We start from the raw sequence: 21934 nt of genomic DNA, 5'->3' as shown, positions 1-21934 counted from the left end.
CCCGAACGCGCAGACGTCTGGCTCCGTCGAAGAGGCCGCAGCGTGCCGCGTCCATCGGTCACCAGACCGGCGGGGGGCCCTCCCGAAGGTCCATGTCGAGCACACGGGGACCGACTGGCTGCCACGGAAGCGGAAAGCCCCGGCTGCCCCAACACGTCCCCGCAAAGTGCCCAATGAGACGACCGGAAGCAGCATCCACGACGGCGACGTGACTGATACCCCCGTTCCAAGTCTCGCGAGGACGCAGTTCGAGAAGGAGAACGCGGTCTCGCCACACCCGAGCTCGAATCCTGCCGTTCGGCGCGAGGTCCGAGTCCGCCGGGTCCACCAATGGATCGAAGCCGTAGCAGGCGTCGATGAGCGCCGGCCCGAGCCAACGCTGGAGCTTGATACGTCGACCCCCTAGGATAGCTTCGTCAGCCGAGAGATCTCGCCAGGCGAGCGTGGCTCCGTCGTGCAGCCCCTCGCGTGCGTCAATCTCGGTCGGGATGGGTCCGTCATATGTGCCCGGTGGCGGACCGAACACCTTGGACATCAGCGTCAAAGCATCCTGGGCGTGCTCGAGCTTCGCTTTCAGGCTCTCGCCAGCACTGAAATGCACCTCGAAGCGCCCCTCCGAGAGCGGCTCCACGCCGGCCCGTGGTCCCTTTCCGGCACTGGGCTCGACCCGATCTGGAACATCCGGCTTCGAGAACCAGCGCGCGAGTAGGACGCGAATGCCCGCGCTCGTCTTGCCGGAGGCATCTTCCAACAGCGCCGCGTGGTTTTCTTCCGTGAGCCGCGGAGCCAAGAGCGAAAGCCCGGAAAGGTGGAGGTTCCCGTCGGCGAGCAGCGAGAGCACCACCGGAAACGAGCGCGCGGCCCGAGCCCCGGCGATGCTGCGGTACGCCGTGCCCTCGCTCATCCCGAGGCCGCGCACGCAGAAGTCGTACATGGAGGAGTAGCCCTCGTCGTACACGAGCTCGCGCCGGTCGATTTCTGCGAGGTGGGCGACCAAGTGCGCGGTCGCCGTGCGCCGACCGGCGTTGGCGACGACCACGCTCGACCAGAGATCGCGATTGGAGAGGTCTTGAAGTGCGGAGAGCGAATGCGTGGTGGTAGACAGTTCTACGGAAACGGCATTGGACGATGACATGATCCATCCCCTTTGGTTCCTCCGGCATACCATGGGAAATTTTGCCTTCCTCAGCGCTCCGCGCAGGCGCTTTCGCAGACGCGGACACTTCGAAGATCGATTTTTTTTCGAACGTGCCTCGTAGGGCACACGAGCGCTGCGCAGGCGCTATCCGAACGGGATCGGCGAAATAGAAGCGCGGAGCGTCCAAAAGCTCGTCAACGAAATTCGCACTCGCAATGTCGAATTCTGTCGTCCGCTTCGCCTTCGTCTCGCGCCGCGGCCATGGTTGCGATCTTTGAGCACCTTGGCTGAAAGAGTCCGACGCGAACGTGCGCGCGACCACCATTCGCTGCTCGTGAACTGCCCGTGCCCAGGCTGTTGGCGACGCGCTCCTTCGCAGAGGCATCCCTCAGGAGCATCTCCGCCCACGTGGATGCCGGAACAGACGACCTGAGCGGGCGCTTTTCGGAAGCGCGCCCTCCAGCCATTGAGCGTCGGAACGGCGTTCCGCGTGTTTCCGCGGCGAGCCAACAACCATCCAGTCAGGCTCCCGCCGCGGACGCTTGAGCCGGCGAGGCCGTCGCAGTAAGGCCCCCGCTTCGGTCCGGCGGGGGTGCGCGCGGATCGCGAAAGGGCGGCTTTGGTCATGCGTCGAGTCATCATGCTACGAGCTCTGGTGTGGAGCGTGCTTCTGTTGGTCGTTTCCTTCGGCTGCGCCCAGGAGCGCGACCCGATCGTGCGGATACAGGCCAACGCGCTCAGCAAGGCGTTCTTCGTCGGCGACTTGAAGGACCCGACGGACGACCCGGAGTTCTACCTGCGCGCGACGGTCGTGGACGTTGCTTCGGGGGCCGGCAGCGACGGCCTGTTCACCAACTCCGACGCGCAACCCACGGTACGTGTCCGCTTCGAGATCACCGAAGACATGCTCTTGGCGCGGCTCACCTACGAGCGCATCGACGACACCGACGGCAAGGGCGTGCGTCGCACGCCGGATGGACAGATCGTCGCCGCCTATCACATCCAGAGCCATTTCGACATCAAGCGCGACTACAACCCGCAGACCGGCGAAGACCTGAACATCGTGGTGGAGAACACCACGGATCGGCCCTGGTACGAGCGCACCCACTTTCGCGTGGACTGGTCGAAGAACCTGATCACGGACGCCTACGAGCTCGACACCCTCTCCCAGCTCGGCATCTATTACGGCGTCCAGTGGGAGCCGGTGTCCTACTACGTCAACGACCCGGACAGTCCCGACGCTCCCGTGTTCGACACGAAGCGCGGCTACTTCGACGTGACCAACAAGGTGTGGGCGGCGCCCGGTGTGATCCACGACGACGTTTGGGGGGACTATCCGTCGTGCTGGCTGTACGGCAGCTTTCCGAGCGAGAACTGCAACCCCAGCGAGATCACCGTGCGCCAAGCCTACTTGCGCGTGACGGACACGGACTACGAGCCGCTCGAATACGACGGCACGCAGATGGACATGTTCGGGTACTTCACGGTGGATCGCTTCGGTTACGACCGCAGCTACGGCGTGGTGGACGACAAGTGGCGGCGCTTCGCCACGCGCTGGAACCTGTTCGAAAAATCCCACGCGGATCCCGTGGTTCGCTGCAACACGGAGGAGACGACGCCCGTCGGCGCGAGCCCACACCGGGACGACGACGGCAATGGGACGGAAGACGAGTGCGAGGCGGTCGGCGGAGGCTCGCGCTGCGACGCCGTCAGCGGCGCCTGCACGCTACCGTATCGGTCCAGGGCCGTGCGCACCATCGCGTGGCACGTCAACGCGGACTTCCCGGAAGAGCTGTGGGACGGCACGGCCGCGGCGCTGGAAGCCTGGAGCAACGCCCTGCGCGTGGCGGTGGTCGCGGCACGCCTTTCGGAGTGCCGGCGCACCGGCGAGGCGGACTGCGACGCGCAGATGGGTTGGCCCGGAAGCTGGGCCGACGACTACGCGCCGCCCCTCGGTAACCAAGCCCCGAGCGAGGTCCCCGCGGTGTTCGTGCTGTGCCACAACCCCGTCTCCGCCGAAAAGGGCGACGACCTCGACGCCTGCGGCGCCGACGGCACGGCCGCGCGGCTCGGAGATCTGCGCTTCAACATGATCAACGTGCTGCCCAACCCGGAGCGAATGAGCCCCTGGGGCATCATGATGGACGCCGAAGATCCGCTCACCGGAGAGAAGATCTCCGGCAGCGTCAGCGAGTGGGGCGCGGTGCTCGATCTCGCCGGCGCGAACCTCGCGGATCTGTTGAGCCTGTTGAACGGGGAAATCCAGCCGGACGACTTCATCAAGGGCGTCGACATCAGCGAATGGATCGCGCAGAACCAACCGGGGGGATCCGCCCAGCACGGCGCCGCCCTGAGCGCCGCCGAGCTCTCGCAGCGGATGGCGGCGTTCTCACCCCAGGCGCTCGAGCCCCAGCTCGCGGGGCTACCCAAGGCCAAGCTAGGCGTGCCGCCGGCGGCCCGCCGCAAGGCGCGGGCCCAGGCCCTGCTCGACGCCGGACGCCTGGGGCCGGGCAACGCCGCGCTGTCGGCGCGGCTCGGGGCCCTGCGGGGCTCGGCCATCGAAGCGAAGCTCGTTTCGCCGGAGCTGGCGCAGGCCGCGGGCTTCGATCCCACGGCGCCGATCACCAAGACCGCCATTCAGCAGGCGTCGCCCTTCGGCCGCATGAACCCCACGTTCCGCCGCGCCGAACGGCGCATGCGCTTGCTCGGGAATGCCGGCCGCCACGCGTGCCGCTTCGACGGCACGGAGCCCGACAACCTGCTCGGGCTGGCGCGCGTCGCCAAACAGAAGTTCCCGGCTCCGGATCCGAACGACGCGCTCGCCGTGAAGGAGCATCGCGAGGCCGTCGTCACTTGGGCGCGCCAGGAGCTGAGCCGCGGCGTGCTCGCCCACGAGCTCGGGCACACGGTGGGGCTGCGCCACAACTTCGCGGCGTCCTTCGATTCCCTGAACTACGCGCCCCAGTACTGGCAGCTGCGCACGAACAACGGGAGCGTGACGACTCCCTGCCCCGCTGGCACCACCGACGGCAGCGGCTGCATCGGTCCGCGCTACAAGGACCCCATCTCCCAGGCGGAAGTCGACGGCAACATCGGCCTGTGGGCGACGTCCAGCGTGATGGATTACCCCGGGGATCGCAACCAGGACACCCTCCTGCCCGGCAAGTACGATCGCGCAGCGGCGCGCTTTGGCTACGGCGGCGTGGTGGACGTATGGAACGACGCCGACGTGAGCGTGACGGGCTCCGGCAGCGGCAAGCAAGAGGCCTATCGCCTCAGCGCCTTCACCGTGAATCCGGGCCTCTTCGGGGTGTACTACTTCCCGCCCACGGATCCGTCGCAGAGCTACGAGTTCATCCACTACAGCGACTATCAGAATCGCTTCGGGCTGATCTCCGACTGCCAACCGGACGCGGCGGCGCCCCTCGGGGAGCGCTGTCGGGAGCGCGCCCTGGACGTGGTCGACTACCGCGACATGAAGGACTTCGCGAGCGATCCCGACTACGCGTCCTACGCCTGGGCCGTCGACCCCAGAGCGGTGGATGCCAGCGGGCGCGTGCGCCGCGGCTACCTGTTCTCCTCGGACGAGTACGCGGACAGCGGCAACGTGCCGTCCTTCAGCGGGGATGCGGGCGCGGATGCCTACGAGCAGATCCGCTTCTTGGAGGCCGCCTACGAGAACCGATACGTCCTCGATTCCTTCCGGCGCAATCGGGTGGAGTTCAACAGCTGGGACACGGTGAACCGGATCCAGGCGAGATACCTCGACAAGATCCAGCTGATCACCAAGGCCTTCGCCTTCGGAGCGCTCCTCGACGGCGATCCGACCCAGCCCTCCAGCGATTTCTTGCAAGACGGCCTGTACGGCCCCCACGCCGTCGGGGCCACGGTGTCCCTCGACCTGTTCTCGCGCATCCTCACCCGCCCGGAGCCCGGCTACTACTGCTCGGCGGACTTTTGCGGCAGCGGTCAACCCGCGGGAGTGAGCACGGAGCTCTACACGGCGGATGCGGTCGCATTGCCCGACGTCTATCTGTACGACTTCCGCGTGCCCGTCGGCGCAGGGCGCTTCTTGCACAACGACTACGACTACTCCCAGGGCTACTGGTGGGGTGACTACCAAACGCAGGTCGGCGTCTACTACGACAAGATCTGGGCGACGTACTACCTGAGCGAGGCCTTCGACTCGTTCATCTCCAACTCCAAGGAGGACTTCGTCGACTCCCGCTACAAGAACGTGAGCTTTGCCACGGTGTTTCCGGAGCAGGTGCGCCGTCTGTACAAGGAGCTCTTGACCGGTGATCTGGAGATCTCGGCGCCGTCGGCCACTGCGCCCCAGAACCCTTCGGACACACCGCCGGGCACGCTGGTGTACCCCACGTGGTCCAGCGCCACGGATCTCGGTGCCTGGCCCGCGGGGTCGTTCCTCGTGGATCCAAACAATGGCTTCAACGAGCAACTGTACGCCATGGTTTGGGGCGCCATGTTCTTCCCGACCAACTGGTCCAGCTCCTGGGTCCACGATGCTCGCATCGCCACCACCGCCGCCGAGCAGCCGGACTGGCCGGCCGACGAGATCATCGCCTTCTACTATCCGCCCAGCGGCATCACCTACCGCGCTCACGCCGTCGGTACGGAGACTCTGCAGGGCAAGACCGTCCAGCGCGGCGTCGGCGCGCGCATGCTCGAGTGGGCCAACCTGCTGATGACCGAGGCCTACCTGGTGGACACCGACACGACCGGCGCTCCCATCCTGAACCCCGACGGCACGCCCCAGCTGACATTGGACGCGAACGGCAAGCCGCAGAAGAACCCGGCCAATCCCCAGGCGTACTCGGCGCTCGTGAAGTACGTCGACTTGATCGACCTCATGCGCCAGATCACCCACACCTTCGAGATGCCGCTGGGGGACGGGGATCTGCCCCAGCCCTGAGCCGATCTTCTCCGAGGTATTGTTGGTCCGGCGCGGAACCTCCCGCTCCGGACCCTTGCTTCCGCCTACGGGCTGCAATAACGGCCAGCGGATGAAGACGCCGTTGCTCTGGGTCATGGCTGTGGGGTTCTCGGTGGCCGCGTCGCTCGCGGCCTGCAGCTCCGACGAAGGCGGTTCCAAGGCGAGCTCCGGCGGCAGCGGTGGCGCCACCGGCGGCAGCGGCGGCCAGAGCGGAAGCGGCGGCAGCACCGGTGGTAGCGGCGGCGCGACCGGCGGCAGCGCGGGCACCGGGGGCAGCGCGGGCACCGGGGGCAGCGCCGACACGTGCGCCGCGGACGAAACCAACGCCGTCTCCACCTTGGGCTGCAACGGCTCCATGATCGGCGCCCAGGCGGACAACGCCTACGGCGGCAAGTGCACCCCGGACGAGAACGACCCCCAAGGCTCGTGCTCCGACTCGAGCTTGGTGTGCGACTACTACGACGCGACCTTGGTCGGCATCTGCGTCCAGGAGTGCACGCCGGGCGCCACCTACGTGTCCACCGGCGGCTGTCCGTCGGGCTCGCGCTGCTTCGACTTCGGCACCGTCGCGTACTGCTACCCCGACTGCAGCAGCGGCACGGATTGCGGCACCGGAGTGTGCGACGAAGACGGCGCGTGCAGCAGCGAGATCCCGCCGGACACGGACGGCGGCACCGACGCCGGCGCCAGCGACGCGTCCACGGACTGACGGCCGCCGGGCGACTCGAGCAGCGGCGTGGTATTGTTGGAAGGATGCAGGCCGCGGACGTCCTCTCCCACGCTCGACCGCGTCTTCTGAGCCGCGCGGAGTACGACCGCCTGGTACAGACCGGCCTGTTCGCCAACGAACGCATCGAGCTGATCCGCGGTATCCTCGTCGAGATGTCGCCCATCGGGTCCCGCCACGCGGATCCCGTCGACTTTCTGAATCGCCATTTCGTTCGCGCGCTCGGGGACGACGCCGTGGTGCGCATTCAACAGCCGTTCGCCGCGAGCGACGACTCCGAGCCCGAGCCCGACGTGGCTCTGGTACCGCCTCGCCGCTATGCCGACCGGCACCCCGAGCAGGCCTACCTCATCGTCGAGGTCGCGGACGAGTCACTGGGCTACGATCGCGAGACCAAGAGCGCCCTCTACGCCGCCAGTGGCGTACCGGAGTACTGGATCGTGGACGTCGTCGGCCAGGTCGTCGAGGTGCACGACGAGCCGGCCGCCGGGGCGTACGGTCGCATTCGGAGGCTCTCGGCGGGCGACGAGCTCGCACCCGCCGCGTTTCCCAAAGCGAAGCTGAAGGTCCGCGAGCTGTTCGTCTGAGCGGCTACGGCGTCGCGGCCTGGTTCGTGAACGGAACGTAGTCGCGGCACTGCTGGCCGCGCAGCGAAGGGCACGGGGGCAGCGGCGTGGGGACCGTGATGCCGCTCAGCACCGGCAACACGACGCTGGACGGATGCGCGGACGACACGCCGATGGTGTGCTCCGCGGCGCTGGCGAAGGTCTTGAGTGCGAAGCGCCACTCTGCGCGGCTGTCGCCCGGGGTGTCCACGCCCACCCGGATGCGCGAGCCCGCGCGGAACACGTGAGAGAAGCCGGGGACGGCAATGCGCGCCTCGGTCCATTCGCCGGGCGTTAGGGGCGCGGCGGCGGCCTCGGTGAAGGGATGCTCAGGCCACAGCTCGTTGCTCGCGCTGTCCGTCACCGCGCGGTGGCTCGCCCGGAGCCAGCCGCTCTGTACGTACATCTCCTTGCCGTCGGGGCGTACCTCCGTGAGGTTCACCTCGAGATCGGCGTCGTCCACGTTGGACTTGAGCGACAGGTCCACGCTCGCGGTGCCGAGCATCACCACGTCCTGGGTCAGCGGCGCCGTCTCGAACACGACGGCCTTGCCCGCCTCCGGCTCGGGCCAGGCGTAGTTGGGCAGCGGGTCCCACACGTTGGCGCCCGGCGCCAAGATGCCGCGCTCTCCCGCGCCCGGATCCAGGGCGAAGCTCACCGCCGCGGTCGCGTCCGTGGGCGCGGCGCTACCGAGGGAGCCGTCCGGCTCGAAGTAGTACCGCGTCGCGGTCACCGGCGGCGGCCAGGACGCGAAAGTCTCCTGGAAATTGCCGAGGGGCGCCCCCAGTGGATCCTTGGCGCCGTCCTCGAAAATGGCCCGCAGGCTGGGCTCCTTCTCGTACGCCGTGCGTGCCTCTTCCAGAGTCTTCGCGTCGGTGAAGCGATCGTCCGGCAAGTCCAGCTCGACCTTGAAGATCTCCTTGAACAGCAGCGGCGCCAGCGTGCGCACCGCCGGCGAGATGGAGGGGATCTCCCCCGCCACGTAGATGTCGAGGAAGTTCTTCCACTCCCCCAGCACCTGCGGCGCAAAGCCGTCGGGGTGCACGCCGTTGTACACCGTGAGCTTCACCACGGGAGCGTTCTTGAAGCGATCCAACAGGGTGACGAAGAACGGTCCGGTCTGCTCGTCTTGCCAGGCGCCCGCCAGGAACACCGGCACGTCGATCTGGTCCACGAACAGCGTGGGGTTCAGCGGCCCCACGACGTCGTCCGTGTAGAACGGCGTGTCCTTCGCCTTCTGGATGATGTCCACGCGCTGGTCGTGGAGCAGCTGGTTTTCCTCGCACACCGTGTCGCCGGCATCCACCTGCGCTTGCTCCCAGCCCTGCTTGTAGGGGCCGGCCTTGTCCAGCACGTTCTGCGCCCAGCTGAGGGCGAAGCCGTTGTTCAAGATGCCGCCCGGGAGCAACGTGGTGTGCGTGCTGCCAATCACGGACAGCGGCGTGATCGCCGCCAGGCTCGGCGGGTGGGTCTTGGCCACGAACAGCTGCGTGATGCCGGGGTACGAAAGACCCGTCATGCCGACCTTGTGCCCCTTCACCCAGCTCTGGGCCGCCACCGTCTCGATCACGTCGTAGCCGTCGAGGAGCTGCAGCGGCTCGAAGAAGTCGTAGGCGCCGCCGGAGCAGCCGGTTCCGCGCATGTTCACGCCCACGGTGGCGTAGCCCATCAGCGCCGCGATGAGCGCGCTGGGATCCGACGGCGCGTCGCACAGCACCGGCAGCGTGCCGCACAGGGATTGGTAGTCGCCGATGGGCTCGCCGGGCTTCGCCGGATCGTAGCCGGAGTAGTTCACTACCGTCGGGTACGGTCCCTTCTCCGGCGGACCGGGCAAGGTGATGTACGCCGCCAGCTGCGTGCCGTCGCGCATGGTGAGGTAGTTCGAGCCCGCAACGAGCTGCTGTGAGTCGTAGAAATCTTGGCTCGGTTTGCTGCCGTCGATGCTCATCACCGTGTACGGCCCAGACTTCTCGTCGCTGCTCTTCACCAGGTAGCCATCGCCCGGAGTGACGTTACGGAACACATAGCTGCCCCACTTGTCCGCAGTGCCCTCGGCCACCAGCTTGTCAGCGTCGTCGTACACACCGAGCGTCGTCCCCTCCTTCGCGTGCGTGACGAAGATCTGCTCGACGCTCGGCTGCACCTTGAAGCTCGCCGTGTACGTCGGCCCACCCGCGCTTCCCGCCGCGCCACCATCGCCACCCGCACCGCTGGCCCCTCCGCTTCCGGTCAGCGCTTGACCGAGAGGTTCATCATCTCCGCAGGCAGCAACGGAGAGAGCAGCAACGGAAACGAACAGGGCAAGGGCGAGGCGACGCATGGCGTGAAACTCTGCCGGTTGTCCGGCCGACCTGCAACGCCAGAGATGGCACCGACACGCCCCTACATCTCTAAATCAGAATCGACTCCGTGCCTGCGCGGCCGCCAGCATCTTCGCCCAGCGCTTGTGGCTGCCGCATTCCGCGTGGACGTACTTCGTCTCCACAGGGAAAGCCTTGGCGCGCGTCACGAGCCGCACGGTGCCCTGAGCGATCGCCTGCTTGCACACCTTACATTTCGAGCGCCCATTCGCCGCCCGCTCGAGAAATGGAACGTAGGGATCCGTCTCGGGCTCCTGGCGCGTCGGATAGCTGATGAGCCCGCCCGCGTCGTCCAGGTAGCCCTCCGACTCCCCGATGCTCCCATGGCGCAGCTCGTCGTCGCCCGGCGTGCCGGCAAAGATCGGAAAGCCGATCTCGCCCAGCGCGCGCTCTTCTTCGGCAGCGGCCAGCAGAATGGGGTCATCCGGCAGCGCCTGGCCGGCTTCGTGCGCCACGGACCAGATCAGATCGAGCAGCAGTGCTCGCGGCGCCTTCCCCTTTTTCGCGAGCTCCTCGAGTGCTTCTTGACGCTTGCCGGGATGCTTGTGCACGAGCTTGGCGCTGCCCTTGGGCAGCGGCAGCTTGGCCACTTCCTCCACCAGGCCGTCCGTCGCCAGGTAGTCCGTGCAGGTTCCTTCATCGAGCCCCAGCCACAAGAGTGCGTCGCTGGGCCGCGGCGTGCCGCCGGCGTAGTAGGTCGACGTCGCCCGCGCTCCGCACACGTCCCCGAAGCGCAGCTGCGTCGCCAGGTGACGGCGCCCGGAGGTCAGCGTGCGCGTGAGGCCGGCATCGCGGCGAAAGAGCACCAGGTAGCGCGCGACGTCCGCGTCCGAGATCGGCTCCAGATCGTGGAGCGTGGGCACGTAGGCCGTCGCAGTGCGATCCGCGTTCGTCGGCGCGTCGGGCAGGAGCGCCGGGCCCGCGCCGTGGTCGAAGAGCCAAGCGCGAACGCTCGCGGCCCCCGCCGCGTCACCCACCGCCGCCCGCACCCGCGAGAGGATCACGAGGGCCCGCGGGTCGAGAGGCTGAAAGCGGAGCGCGCGCTCGGCGAAGGGCAGCGCCTCCGCACCGCGGCCGAGCTCGAGCAGGGTCCGCGCCGTGCGTGACAGCACGAGCGCGCTGAGCCAGCTGTCGTACTTGGGACACTCGGCGAGCGCCGCGAGGCGCGCCGCGAGAGCCCGTTCGTGCGCGCCCGCCGCTTCGAGCACCGACGCCACGAAGCTCTCCTGCAAGACGGCGGAACGGAAACCGACGCCTTCCAGCAGCGACCGCGCCTCGTCCGCCGCCCGCTCTCCCCCCTCGAAGCGCAAGGAGATCAGCCGCGCGCGATCGAGCGGGTCGATCAGATGCGCGATCGCCTGCCGCACCGGAACGTCCCGCTGCTCGAAGGCGGCGATGGCGTGACCCAATTCGTCCATCCGCCAACCACTATCACGGCTATGCTTGCAGGCAGTGAGCAGCGAGCAGACCCCGGAGCAGCGCCTGGAGGCGCTGGAGCGCGAGAACGCCGGGCTCCGGCGGGCCGTGCGGCTGCTGCATCAGATCGGTAACCTGGTACGCGAGTCCCTCGAGCTCGAGTCCACCTGCTACGCCGTGCTCACCGGGGTGACCGCCGGCGTGGGCTTGGGCTTGAACCGCGCGCTGCTCTTCTTCCTGGACGAAGATGATCGCGCCGTGCTCCGCGGCGTGGCCGCCGTGGGCCCCGCGGACGCCGACGAAGCCGACCGCGTGTGGCGGTCCATCGAGAGCAACGCGCCCGGGCTGAGCGAGCTGTATCGCGCGGGCCTCAGCCAGCGCGCGCATCCGGGCCCGCTGGATCGCAGCACCAAGATCACCCGCATCAGCGTGCACAGTGACACGCCCGTCGCGCTGGCGCTCTGCCGCGGGGAGCTCGTGCGCGGAGCCGGCAGCGACGACCTCGGTGGGCTCTTGAGCCTGGAGACCTCGCTCGCGGCGCCGCTCCGGAGCTCGGATCAGGTGCGCGGCGTGCTGTACGGCGACAATCGCTTCACCGGCAAGCCCCTCGACAAGTCCATGGAGCTCGTCTTTTCGCTGATCGCCGATCACGCCGGCCGTGCCATCGAGCAGGCGCATCACTACGAGCGCGTCGCCCGCCAAGCGCGCACCGACGCCCTGACGGAGCTCGAGCACCACGGCCGCATGATGGAGGCCGTGCGCAGCGCCATTTCCAAGGTCCGCGCGGGAAGCGGGCCCCTCGGCCTCGCCATGCTGGATCTGGACGACTTCAAGCGCGTCAACGACACCTACGGTCACCTCGCCGGAGATGCGTTGCTGGCGGGCGTGGCAGCGCGGCTCCGCGGTGTTCTCCGCGCCGGACAAACACCCTATCGCTATGGAGGCGAGGAGTTCTCGGTACTGCTTCCGGGAGCCGGGCACGACGCCCTCGCGAGCGTGGGAGAGCGACTGCGCGCGGCCGTGGCAGGCCATCCCTTCGCCGTGGACGCCGACCACAACCTGAACGTCACCTGCTCCGTAGGCATGGCCAGCTTGGCGCCGGAGGACGACGCCGCAAAGCTCATTCATCGCGCCGATCAGGCGCTGTTGCTCGCCAAATCTTCAGGAAAGAACCGCGTCGTCGTGGCGCCCCCGGCACAATGAAGCTCCGATCGTTCGCCATCGCCTCGTGTCTCACCCTGCCCGCCGTCGCTGCTCCTGGAACCGGCACCGAGAGCGACCCCATCGTGGTGGACGCCCTGCCCTACGCGCTGCTTTCCACCACCGCGGGCGCGCCCTCCAGCGTCATCGATGGCTACGACTGTGCAGCGAGCACCGATGAATCGGGCCCCGAGCGCATCTTCCGTTTTTCTTTGTTGGTACCGTCGCGGGTCACGGCGTGGATCGAAGAGAGCGGCACGGTCGACGTCGACGTGCACCTCCTGGATCACTTCATCCTGAACGGCGGAGGCGCGTCCACCTGTGTGAGTCGCGGCAACACCGTCGCCGAAGCGGAAATGAGCGCGGGCGTGCACTATCTCGTCGTCGACACCTTCAACGGCGTGGACCAGGCCGGCGAGTTCGTGCTGCATCTGGATGCCATCGGCGACGCCTGGCAGGATCGCGAGATCGCCCAGGGCGTCACCTGGCGCACTCGGCGCGCGGCGGACGAGCAAGGCGGCCCGCAAGTGCTGAACCTGCTCCAGCTCGATCTCGGCGCGCCGGGGCTGTCGCTGCAGGCGCACCCGGCCGTCGGCTGCCAGACCGTGCCGGAGATCGGGGAAGCCCTCGGCGCGCAGGCGGGCGTGAACGGCGGCTACTTCAACGTCTCGACGTGCGCGCCGCGGTCGCTCTTGAAGCACGCCGGGCAGTTGGTGCACGCCGACAACAGCAGCCGCGGCGCCTTCGGGCTTTCGCAAAGCGGTGCGCCGCTGTTCTCCATCGTGGCGTCGGGCGCGGACTGGCCGGAAGCGCAAGAAGCGCACGGCGGCGGTCCGCTGTTGGTGAAGAGCTCCGTCGTCACCACGGACAGCGACTGGGCCACCGAAGGCTTCACCGACCCGAGCTTCAACGGCGTGAATCCCCGCACCTGGGCCGGCGTGGACGATCAGGCCCGCGTGCTGCTGGGCACGGTGGACGGCCGCCGGGACAACGCCGACGGCATGTCCCTCGGGTCCCTGGGCAGCTACGCCGCGAGCCTTGGCGCGGTGGACGCCGTGAACCTCGACGGCGGCGGCTCGTCGCAGATGTGGATCGCCGGCGCCACGCCCAACGGCGTGGTGAACTATCCGTCGGACAACCTGCTGGCGGAAGAGCCGAAGCACTCCGGCGCGCGGCAGTGCAGCGGCGGCTGGTTCGTGTTCGCCAATGCCCTCAATCACGCGCCGCGCTTTCAGACCACGCCGGTGGCGGCCGCTTCGGTGGGCTCGCCCTGGAGCTACGACGCGGACGCCATCGACCTGGACGTCCACGACGTGCTCTCCTTCTCGCTCACGGACTCGCCCGCTGGCATGAGCGTGGACGCCGTGACCGGCGAGGTAAGCTTCACCCCAGATGCGGCCACGCCCCAGACGGTGAACGTCGTGCTCACCGTCAGTGACGACCAGGGCGCGAGCACGGACCAGAGCTTCGTGCTCTCCGTGGCCGGCGGAACGGAGCCGCCCGACGGCGGCGTCGGCGGTCAGAGCGGCGCGGACTCCGGGCCGAGCGCCACGCCTCCCGCCCCCGCCGATGACGGCGGCTGCGGCTGTCGCGCTCCGAAAGTGCCACCGCGCTCCGGGCTCGCGATGGCGCTCTTGGCGCTGCTGGGCGCGGCGCTCCGGCGACGCGTCAGGGCGTGACGGTGAGCTGACCGAGCTGGGTCACCTCGAAGCCGAGACCTGCGTTCGTGCCGCTGCCGTTGATGTCGCAATAGGTCCAGCTCACGCCGCCGTCGAGGCTCATGCGGTACGCGTACGCATAGGTGCCGGGAGTGGCCGGCGCCGCGATCGTCGCCTGGTACTCGTCGTCGTTGCCGCTTTGGATGTTGAAGCTCGCGGGCGTCCACACCCAGCCGCTCTGGGTGCTGGGGTTCACGCTCGTGGGACCGTAGCCGAGCTCGGCCGTGACCAAGCCCGAGTCCCCGGCGGCTTCCGTGACGCCCGCCTCGTAGATGCGGCCGTACACCGTGGCCGTGGTGGCGGACGCCGTCGCGCTCAGGGTGAAGGGCGCCTGGACGTTGCAGAAGTCCGCTTCGTTCCCGGTGTCGCTCTCGCTCACGGAGCACCAGAAGGAGCAGGCCACGGCGCTCGAAGCGGAATTCCGCGGAGCGTTGGTGAGCGTGGAGGCGACGGTGAAGTCGATGCTGTTGTCGTTGGTGTCGGTACAGCCCTCGTCGTTGCGGAGCGCACCGTTGACTGCGCTCAGTCCGCCAGTCGGCGCCGTCTCCGGGCAGCTAGCGCTGCTTCCGTAGCCCATCCGATCGACGATGGTCGCATCCGAAGGGCAGCTACCAGAGAGCGCCGTGGTGCTACTCACGAGGGCGACCTTCGCGCCGCTCCCACTCATCGCGATGGTGCCCGTCGCGTCCGGCGTGGGCAGCGAGTCCGTCCCGCCAGTCCCGGCGGCTTCCTGCACCAAGTAGTAGCCACCCGCCGCAATGCTGCCGCTGAGGGGCGTGACCTGCCAGCTGGTGCCGGCGCTGGCGGCGTACTGCACTGACCAACCCGTTAGATCCACGCTGACCGCGCTCCGGTTGTGGAGCTCGATGAAGTCGTTCTTGTACTTCGCGCCGCTGTTGCCGCCGCCACCGTACACGTAGCTCAAGACCACGTCGCCGAAGCACGCCGTGGCCGCCGCCGTGGAGAAGCCGGTGGTGGAGTCGTACTGCGCGCCGATGGCGTTACCGAAGGCGTCCTTCACCGCCGTGGTCACGCGGATCTTGTCCGTCGCGCCGTAGGAGAGCCCGGGCGCGGGCGTGAAGGTCGCCACCGTGTCCCCAGCGGAGAGCGCGAGGCCCGAGAGCCCGACGCAGGTCGCGAAGTCGTCGGTGGACACCTGCACGTTGCCGGCGCAGGCCCCGGGCGCGGTCTGCGCCGTGAGCGTGAGCGCGTCCATCATGGAGGTGAAGGTGACGGAGATGGTGGAGCCGACGTTCACTCCCGTCGCGCCGTCCGCGGGCGTGGTCGAGAGCACGTTCGGCGGCGCACACACGCCGGCGGTGCACACGTTGGTCTCGCAGTCGGAGTTGCCACCGCACATCTGGCTGGGCGCGCAGGGTGCGCACACCGTTCCGCCGCAGTCGACGTCCGTCTCGTCCCCGTTCTGCATGCTGTCCGTACACGTCGCCGTGTCGCACACGAAGTTCGTGCACGAGCCGCTGGTGCAATCCGTGCCCACGGTGCACTCCACGCAGTTGCCGGCGCCATCGCACTTGATGCCGCCCGCGGTGCAGGCGGCGCCCACGGCCAACGGCGGATTGGACGGCACGCCGGCGGTGCACACGTCGTCCGTACACTCGTTGCCGTCCACGGGTAGATCAGTATCCGTGTTGACGGACGCCTCGCTGCCGGCGCCATCGCACTGGATTTCCTGGCAATCTCCCGGGGTTTGCGTCGAAACCACGGTTCCCGCCGCGGTGAAGCTCGAGCCGCAGGTGTTCGAGGTGCACGAGTAGGTCACGCACTCGGTGTCCGTGCCGCAATCGCCGGCGGTCAGACACTCCACGCACGCGCCCGTGGCGTCGCACACCGCGCCGCCGCCTTGGTTGCAGGCGCTGCCTGGCGACTTCGGCGGATTGGAGGCCGTGCCCGCGGTGCACACGTCGTCGGTGCAGTCGTTGCCGTCCACGGGCAGGTCCGTGTCCAGCGCGACGCTCTTCTCGGCGCCGGCACCGTCGCACTGCACCTCTTGGCAGTCCCCCGCCGTCTGCGTCGAAACCGGCGTTCCGTCGGCCACGTTGTTCACGCCGCAGGCGTTGGCCGTGCACGTGAACTGCTGGCACTCGGTATCCGTGCCGCAGTCCGCGGGCACGTTGCAGGCGACGCAAGCGCCGCTGCCGTCACACACGGCGCCGCCGCCGGCGGTGCACGCCGTGCCCGCGCTCAGCGGCGGGTTGGACGGCGTGGTCCCGGTGCACACGTCGTCCGTGCACTCGTTGCCGTCCACGGGCAGGTCGCTGGCGAGCGCCGCGGCCGTGATGCCGCCGCTGCCGTCGCACTGGTCTTCCTTGCAGTCCCCCGTCGTCTGCGTGGTGAGCGGCGTACCGGCGGCGGTGAAGCTCATGCCGCAGGTGCCGGCGGTGCAGGTCTTGGTCTTGCACTCGTCGTCGGTTCCCGCGCAGTCCGTGGGCGTCAGGCAGCCCACGCAAGCGCCGTTACCGTCGCATTTCAGCGTGCCGCTGGTGCCGCAGGCGGTGCCCGAGGTCACGTTGTCGAACTGCGGCGTGCCACCATTGCAGCTGTCCGTCGTGCACTCGTTGTTGTCGTTGGGGACGTCCGTGTCGTCGGTGACGTCTTCCACGCCGCCGGCGCCGTCGCACTGGCTCTTCTTGCAGTCCCCCGCGGTCTGGCTCGCCACGGCCGTGCCTTGCGCGGCGGGCTGCTCACCGCAGAAGCCCGCGTCACAGGTGGCTTCCATGCACTCGTTCGAAGGCGTAGGACAGGTGTCCTTCGTGGTGCACGCGATGCCGCCGTCGCCGGCGTCACCGCCTGCGGCACCGGCGCTGCCGGCGCTACCCGCCATGCCGGCCATGCCCGCGCTGCCGTCCATGCCGGCGCCGCCGTCCATTCCGGCGCTGCCCGCGACGCCCGCCGTGCCGCCAGCGCCGGCAGTGCCGGCAGTGCCGCCCGTACCGGCCGTGCCGCCGGTGCCCGCCGTACCGCCCGTACCCGCTTCGGTACCTCCGGTTCCCGCGGTGCCGTCCGGGATCTTGTCTTCATCAACGGCGGTGATCAGTGTGCAGCCCCCCGCGAAGAGGACGGAGGCGAGCACTGCGGAAAAGAGTGAGCTCGAGGCCGACGTCATCCGGCGGTTTTATCACGGTGCGCGGCGCGCCATCAGCCCCGTCGCCCCTCTCGCCGCTGACGGAAGTCAGCTTTCGTCGCCGAATACGACGCCCAGCGCCCGGGCGGTCTTCACCAGGGAGCCGTCAGGATCGACCAGCTTCTGATGACCCACTGCCTCGGCGATGCTCACGGGTACGATTTCCGTGCCCCGAAGCGCCGTCATTTTCCCGAAATCTCCCCTGGCCACCAGGTGCACCGCCGCTTCCCCCATGCGGGTGCCGAGCACGCGGTCGAAGCTCGAAGGGCTACCGCCACGCTGCACGTGGCCCAGCACCGTGAAGCGCAGCTCGCGGTCGATGAGCTTCTCGAGGCCCTCGGCAACCCGCCCCGCGGCCCCAAACAGGCGACGCATCGCGCCCGCCTCCTTCGGGCCCAGCAGACTCGCGTCACCTCCCGCCGGCTTGGCGCCCTCCGCCACCACGACCACGGACGACGGATGCCCCGCTGCGGTGCGCGCCTTGATGGCGCGCGCGATGGGCTCGAGGCGATACGGGATCTCCGGGATCAGGATCGCATCCGCGCCCCCCGCGATGCCGGCGTGCAGCGCGATCCAACCCGCGTCGCGGCCCATCACCTCCACGAGCATCACGCGGTCGTGGCTCTCTGCGGTGTCCTTCAGGCGATCGATGGCTTCCGTTGCAATCTGCACTGCCGTGTCGAATCCGAAGGTGTAGTCCGTGGCGGCCAAGTCGTTGTCGATCGTCTTGGGCACGCCCACGATGTTCGTCATACCGCGCTCGATGGCCATCTGCGCGATGCCCATGGAGCCGTCGCCGCCGATGCTGATCAGCGCATCGAGCCCCACCTGGTGATAGTTCGCCAGCACCTGGTCGAAGATGTCCTTCTCGACGACCTGACCGTTCTCTTCCGTTCGGTAGTGAAACGGATCCGAACGATTCGACGTGCCCAAGATGGTGCCGCCCCGGCGGATGATCCCGTAGACCACGTCCTCCGTGAGCCACAGGTTGCCGTGCGGCGAGCGGTAATTGAGGTCCACCAGCCCGCTGAAGGCGTCCTCCACCCCGAACACCTCCCAGCCGTACTGGCGGATGGCGGTGCGAACCACGGCGCGGATCACCGGATTGAGCCCCGGACAGTCCCCGCCTCCCGTCATGATCCCGATGCGTCGAATTTTCACCACTTGTCGGATAGCATCCGCCCCGGGGCGGGAAAATGCCGGCCCTCAGGTGTAAGGTGCGAGCGGGGCGCGCGTTTTCCGCGACGAGCCGACAATCCCATGCCCAAATTCCCCTCTCTGCTCGCTTCTTTGCTGGCGTCTCTGGTGGTGTGCGCTCCGGCCCAGGGGGCCAAGGTTTCCGGGGCGGACCAACGCAAGGCCGTGAGCATCACCGTCTACAATGGCGGTTTCGGGCTGGTCCGGGAGGTGCGCGACGTGAACCTGGGCAGCGGCCGGGTGGCGCTCGAGTTTCGCGACGTCGCCTCGCAGATCCAGCCGGAAACGGTGGCCATCAAGTCGCTGACGGGGGCGAACGCGCTGTCCGTGCTGGAGCAGAACTACCGCTACGACCTGCTCACCCCGGCGAAGCTGCTCGAGAAGTACGTCGGCAAGAACGTGCGGCTCTATCGCTTCAACGAGAAGACCGGAAAGGATCAGATCTACGACGCGAAGATCCTGAGCGTGGCGGACGGGCAACCGGTGTACGAGATTGGCGGCGAGGTCACCTACGGCTTTCCCGGGCGCGTCGCCTTTCCCGGCGTGCCGGAGAACCTGATGTCCAAGCCCACGCTGGTGTGGATGCTCTCGAGCCAGCGGGCACAGCAGCAGGTGGAGGCCACCTACCTCACGCGGGGGCTCGGCTGGAAGAGCGACTACGTGTTCGTGATCAACGCGAACGACAGCGCCGGGGATCTCACGGGGTGGGTCACGCTCACCAACAACTCCGGCGCGTCGTACAAGAACGCGCGGCTGAAGCTGGTGGCGGGGGACGTCCAGCGGGTGAGCGACGTCAGCCTGCCCATGGGTGGGGCGGAGCGCGAGAAGCGCGAAGTGGACGAAGACGACTCCGGTTTTCGCGAGGAGAGCTTCTTCGAGTACCACCTGTACACCCTGGGCCGCCCCGCGGACGTGCTCGAGAACGAGCAGAAGCAGGTCACCCTGCTCGAGGCGCCGGGCGCCAAGGTGCAAAAGAAGCTCATCTACTATGGGCAGCAGTACTGGTACCGCGGTCGCTACGGCGAGGTTCAGAAGAACCAGAAGGTCGGCGTGTACCTCGACATCGACAACAGCAAGAAGAACGGCCTCGGCATGCCGCTGCCCAAGGGCATCGTGCGCGTGTACAAGGCGGACAAGAGCGGTGCCAAGCAGTTCATCGGGGAGGACAGCATCGACCACACGCCGGTCGACGAGAAGGTTCGCATCAAGATGGGCGACGCCTTCGATGTCGTGGGCGACAGGAAGCAGATGTCCTGGCGCGCCTACGGCAGCTGCACCTCGGAGAGCAGCTGGGAGATCGAGCTTCGAAATCACAAGAAGCAGGCGGCCCAGGTCGAGGTATTCGAGCCCATCGGCGGGGACTGGACGGTGCTCGAGGAGTCCCACCCGCACCACAAGAAGGACGCCTTCACCTTCACCTTCGACGTGAAGGTCCCCGCCAACGGCAAAACCAAGATCAGCTATCGCGTCCGGGTCCGCTGGTGCTGATTTTGCGCATTCCCCAGTCTTGACCTGAGCGTTCAGGGAGCTAGGTTGGGCGTTGGGTGCACGGCACGTGAGTCGTGCAGGTCTCAGGTGAATGGTCGGGCCGCCATTCGCGCATCAACGGAGGCAATCCGTGGAAGAGACCCAGAAAGAGGCCAAGAGTCTCAGTGGTGCCAGCCTGCTGCTGCGCTTGTTTTGGATGATGGGTGGGCAGCTCGCCTTGCTCGGCTCCCTGGCCATCATCGTTCGCGACGACCCGGCATTCCACTCCGCCGTGAGCATCGGCTTTTGGGTGGTGCTCGGGCTCATGATCTTGGCGCGCTATCTCGATGTCACCAAGTACGGTGGCGCCAAGGCGGATGGCGAAACGCGAGCCACGCTCGCGGACGTCAAGAAGTTCGCGATGGGTGGCGTGGGCCTCGGCGGCGCTTTCTGGCTGGTCGCCCACCTGCTCTGACGCTCGTCGCCCACCTGCTTTAGCGCTCGTCGCCCACCTGCTCTGACGCTCGTCGCCCACCTGCTTTAGCGCTCGTCGCACAACTGCTTTGGCGCTCGTCGCGCGCCTGCTTTGGCGCTCGTCGCGCACCTGCTTTGGCGCTCGTCGCGCACCTGCTTTGGCGCTCGTCGCGCACCTGCTTTGGCGCTCGTCGCGCACCCGCTTTGGCGCTCGTCGCGCACCTGCTCTAGCAGACGTCTGCCTTTGTCGGTCCGCCGCGGAACCTCGCGCCCCGCGTGCAGGCTCACGACTCGGCCCCTCCCGACGCACGTACGCTGCGACTCGCAATGACTCTCTCCCTTCAGGTGCACGGGAAATAGGATGTACGCATCCTGTCTTCCGTGGCGGTCCCCCATCTTCGTGCGCTCCCCTTGCGGCTCGGACCTGGACTCTGTGCTCGGCCATCCAGCCGTCGCTCGCTTCGAACCAGCTTTGGAGCGGTCGAGGGCCGCGGTGACGAACCGCCGCGGCGTGGCGCTACTGGCGGAGGATGGCGTCCACCGGAACGTGGCTGGTGGGGATCCGGCCCTGTAGCGTGAGCCGGCGCAGCCAGCGCAAGATCGGACGTGGGGGTTCGGCGCCGTCGTCGAGCACGCCGCGAGCGACGGGCTCGAGGGCGTCCATCAGCGCCCCGGCGAAGAACGCGCCGGCTTCCCGCGTGGCCTGCGCGGGGCGACTGGTGTAGCCCGGAAAGGGGCGGAGCGCGTTCCAGCCCTTTCCCGCCGCGGCGAGGGACAGCTCCCGCGCGAGCTCCTCGCGACCCAGGGCGCGGGCCGCCGAGCTCGCCCGGCGGAGCGCTGCGTCCGGGACGATGTCCGGGCATGGCGGCAGCCGCAGGCGAAGCGATGAAACCGAGTCTGGCGCGTAGTGCAGAGCGAGGGACGTCTCAAAGAACCCGGCGTGGAAGTCGAGGGGCAGCTTGTCGAGCAGCTCGTCGCGCACCCGAGCGTCCGTCACGTGCGCCACCGCCGGTGCGTAGGGCGCCGGATCCCCGAGCTCGAGCATGTGGCGCATCACCAGCGCGAGCGGCGCGAAGGCGCGCGCGCCGTGCTTCGCGCATTCCTCGATGCCGTCATCCAGCGCTTCGCCGTGGAGCGGGGAGCCGTGAAATGTCATCAGCACGATACGCGTGGCGCCCATTTCGCACAGCGCGCGACACGCCTCGCGCACCAGCGCGGACACCGTGAGGTAGGGCGTGTGCCGCGAGCCCGGCCCGGCGCAGGGCTCCACGCCGACCTCGAGATCCGCCACCGTCAGCGGCGGATGCTCCGGATCGAGTCGCGCCGCCAGATCCCGGATGAGCCCCGCCGAGATCAGCGCGTCGTTGTGCAGCGACAGGTGTGGCCCGTGGTACTCCACGGGATTGACGGCGAGGTACACTGTGGCGCCGCCCTCGAGCAGGGCGCGGGCCTCGGCGTGGGGCAGACTGGCAAGCTCGGGCACGGACGAACTCTAAGCCGCTGGGCGCCCTTGTCGACAGGCCACTCCCGCCCGCC

General features: G+C 68.2%; 13 protein-coding genes. 7 read left to right on the top strand and 6 right to left on the bottom strand.

All coding sequences use genetic code 11. The annotated features are described in order from the left end of the window. Nucleotides 1-58: 58 nt before the first annotated feature. Nucleotides 59-1135 (bottom strand): hypothetical protein, encoded by a 1077-nt coding sequence (locus H6717_27595; protein MCB9580824.1) that lies wholly within the window; start codon nucleotides 1133-1135, stop codon nucleotides 59-61. Nucleotides 1136-1763: 628 nt separating this feature from the next. Here H6717_27595 and H6717_27590 point away from each other — a divergent pair. From H6717_27590 to H6717_27580, 3 genes are all read left to right on the top strand, one after another. Further along, nucleotides 1764-6071 carry a zinc-dependent metalloprotease gene (locus H6717_27590; protein ID MCB9580823.1) on the top strand — a complete coding sequence of 1436 codons (4308 nt, stop codon included), beginning with the start codon at nucleotides 1764-1766 and terminating at the stop codon, nucleotides 6069-6071. Nucleotides 6072-6162: 91 nt separating this feature from the next. After that, nucleotides 6163-6801 (top strand): hypothetical protein, encoded by a 639-nt coding sequence (locus H6717_27585; GenBank protein MCB9580822.1) that lies wholly within the window; start codon nucleotides 6163-6165, stop codon nucleotides 6799-6801. Nucleotides 6802-6845: 44 nt separating this feature from the next. Next, nucleotides 6846-7406 (top strand): Uma2 family endonuclease, encoded by a 561-nt coding sequence (locus tag H6717_27580; protein MCB9580821.1) that lies wholly within the window; start codon nucleotides 6846-6848, stop codon nucleotides 7404-7406. A 4-nt stretch (nucleotides 7407-7410) separates the two neighbouring features. On the opposite strand, the gene H6717_27575 is transcribed toward H6717_27580, so the two are convergent. Next, a complete protein-coding gene (locus tag H6717_27575) occupies nucleotides 7411-9744 on the bottom strand; it encodes a CocE/NonD family hydrolase (protein MCB9580820.1) in 2334 nt (777 codons plus the stop codon). A 75-nt stretch (nucleotides 9745-9819) separates the two neighbouring features. Next, complete coding sequence (locus tag H6717_27570) at nucleotides 9820-11202, bottom strand: hypothetical protein (protein MCB9580819.1); 1383 nt, start codon at nucleotides 11200-11202, stop codon at nucleotides 9820-9822. Between the two features lie 34 nt (nucleotides 11203-11236). On the opposite strand from H6717_27570, the gene H6717_27565 reads away from it, so the two are divergent. After that, nucleotides 11237-12403 (top strand): sensor domain-containing diguanylate cyclase, encoded by a 1167-nt coding sequence (locus H6717_27565; protein ID MCB9580818.1) that lies wholly within the window; start codon nucleotides 11237-11239, stop codon nucleotides 12401-12403. Then, nucleotides 12400-14079: a phosphodiester glycosidase family protein gene (locus tag H6717_27560; protein MCB9580817.1), complete on the top strand. Its 1680-nt coding sequence runs from the start codon at nucleotides 12400-12402 to the stop codon at nucleotides 14077-14079. The genes H6717_27565 and H6717_27560 overlap by 4 nt, the downstream gene beginning before the upstream one ends. Here the strand turns inward: H6717_27560 and H6717_27555 are convergent. Then, nucleotides 14069-17242 carry a lamin tail domain-containing protein gene (locus H6717_27555; GenBank protein MCB9580816.1) on the bottom strand — a complete coding sequence of 1058 codons (3174 nt, stop codon included), beginning with the start codon at nucleotides 17240-17242 and terminating at the stop codon, nucleotides 14069-14071. The genes H6717_27560 and H6717_27555 overlap by 11 nt on opposite strands. A gap of 66 nt (nucleotides 17243-17308) precedes the next feature. Further along, a complete protein-coding gene (locus tag H6717_27550) occupies nucleotides 17309-18397 on the bottom strand; it encodes a 6-phosphofructokinase (protein MCB9580815.1) in 1089 nt (362 codons plus the stop codon). A 123-nt stretch (nucleotides 18398-18520) separates the two neighbouring features. On the opposite strand from H6717_27550, the gene H6717_27545 reads away from it, so the two are divergent. Together H6717_27545 and H6717_27540 are read left to right on the top strand one after the other, a co-directional pair. After that, on the top strand, nucleotides 18521-19945 hold the full coding sequence (locus H6717_27545; protein ID MCB9580814.1) for a DUF4139 domain-containing protein: 1425 nt from the start codon (nucleotides 18521-18523) through the stop codon (nucleotides 19943-19945). A 130-nt stretch (nucleotides 19946-20075) separates the two neighbouring features. Continuing rightward, nucleotides 20076-20399 carry a hypothetical protein gene (locus tag H6717_27540; protein MCB9580813.1) on the top strand — a complete coding sequence of 108 codons (324 nt, stop codon included), beginning with the start codon at nucleotides 20076-20078 and terminating at the stop codon, nucleotides 20397-20399. A 516-nt stretch (nucleotides 20400-20915) separates the two neighbouring features. On the opposite strand, the gene H6717_27535 is transcribed toward H6717_27540, so the two are convergent. Next, on the bottom strand, nucleotides 20916-21881 hold the full coding sequence (locus H6717_27535) for a creatininase family protein (GenBank protein ID MCB9580812.1): 966 nt from the start codon (nucleotides 21879-21881) through the stop codon (nucleotides 20916-20918). Nucleotides 21882-21934 lie beyond the last annotated feature (53 nt).

This window comes from Polyangiaceae bacterium (assembly GCA_020633235.1).
Taxonomy (GTDB): Bacteria; Myxococcota_A; Polyangia; order Polyangiales; family Polyangiaceae; genus JACKEA01.
This window is presented reverse-complemented; position numbering and strand designations above follow the sequence as displayed.

What these genes read in the sequence shown, in the direction of transcription:
- H6717_27560 (MCB9580817.1), top strand. Translation starts at nt 12,400, where the DNA reads ATGAAGCTCCGATCGTTCGCCATCGCCTCGTGTCTCACCCTGCCCGCC.
- H6717_27555 (MCB9580816.1), bottom strand. Translation starts at nt 17,242, where the DNA reads ATGACGTCGGCCTCGAGCTCACTCTTTTCCGCAGTGCTCGCCTCCGTC.
- H6717_27575 (MCB9580820.1), bottom strand. Translation starts at nt 9,744, where the DNA reads ATGCGTCGCCTCGCCCTTGCCCTGTTCGTTTCCGTTGCTGCTCTCTCC.
- H6717_27595 (MCB9580824.1), bottom strand. Translation starts at nt 1,135, where the DNA reads ATGTCATCGTCCAATGCCGTTTCCGTAGAACTGTCTACCACCACGCAT.
- H6717_27550 (MCB9580815.1), bottom strand. Translation starts at nt 18,397, where the DNA reads ATGACGGGAGGCGGGGACTGTCCGGGGCTCAATCCGGTGATCCGCGCC.
- H6717_27585 (MCB9580822.1), top strand. Translation starts at nt 6,163, where the DNA reads ATGAAGACGCCGTTGCTCTGGGTCATGGCTGTGGGGTTCTCGGTGGCC.
- H6717_27580 (MCB9580821.1), top strand. Translation starts at nt 6,846, where the DNA reads ATGCAGGCCGCGGACGTCCTCTCCCACGCTCGACCGCGTCTTCTGAGC.
- H6717_27590 (MCB9580823.1), top strand. Translation starts at nt 1,764, where the DNA reads ATGCGTCGAGTCATCATGCTACGAGCTCTGGTGTGGAGCGTGCTTCTG.
- H6717_27570 (MCB9580819.1), bottom strand. Translation starts at nt 11,202, where the DNA reads ATGGACGAATTGGGTCACGCCATCGCCGCCTTCGAGCAGCGGGACGTT.
- H6717_27545 (MCB9580814.1), top strand. Translation starts at nt 18,521, where the DNA reads ATGCCCAAATTCCCCTCTCTGCTCGCTTCTTTGCTGGCGTCTCTGGTG.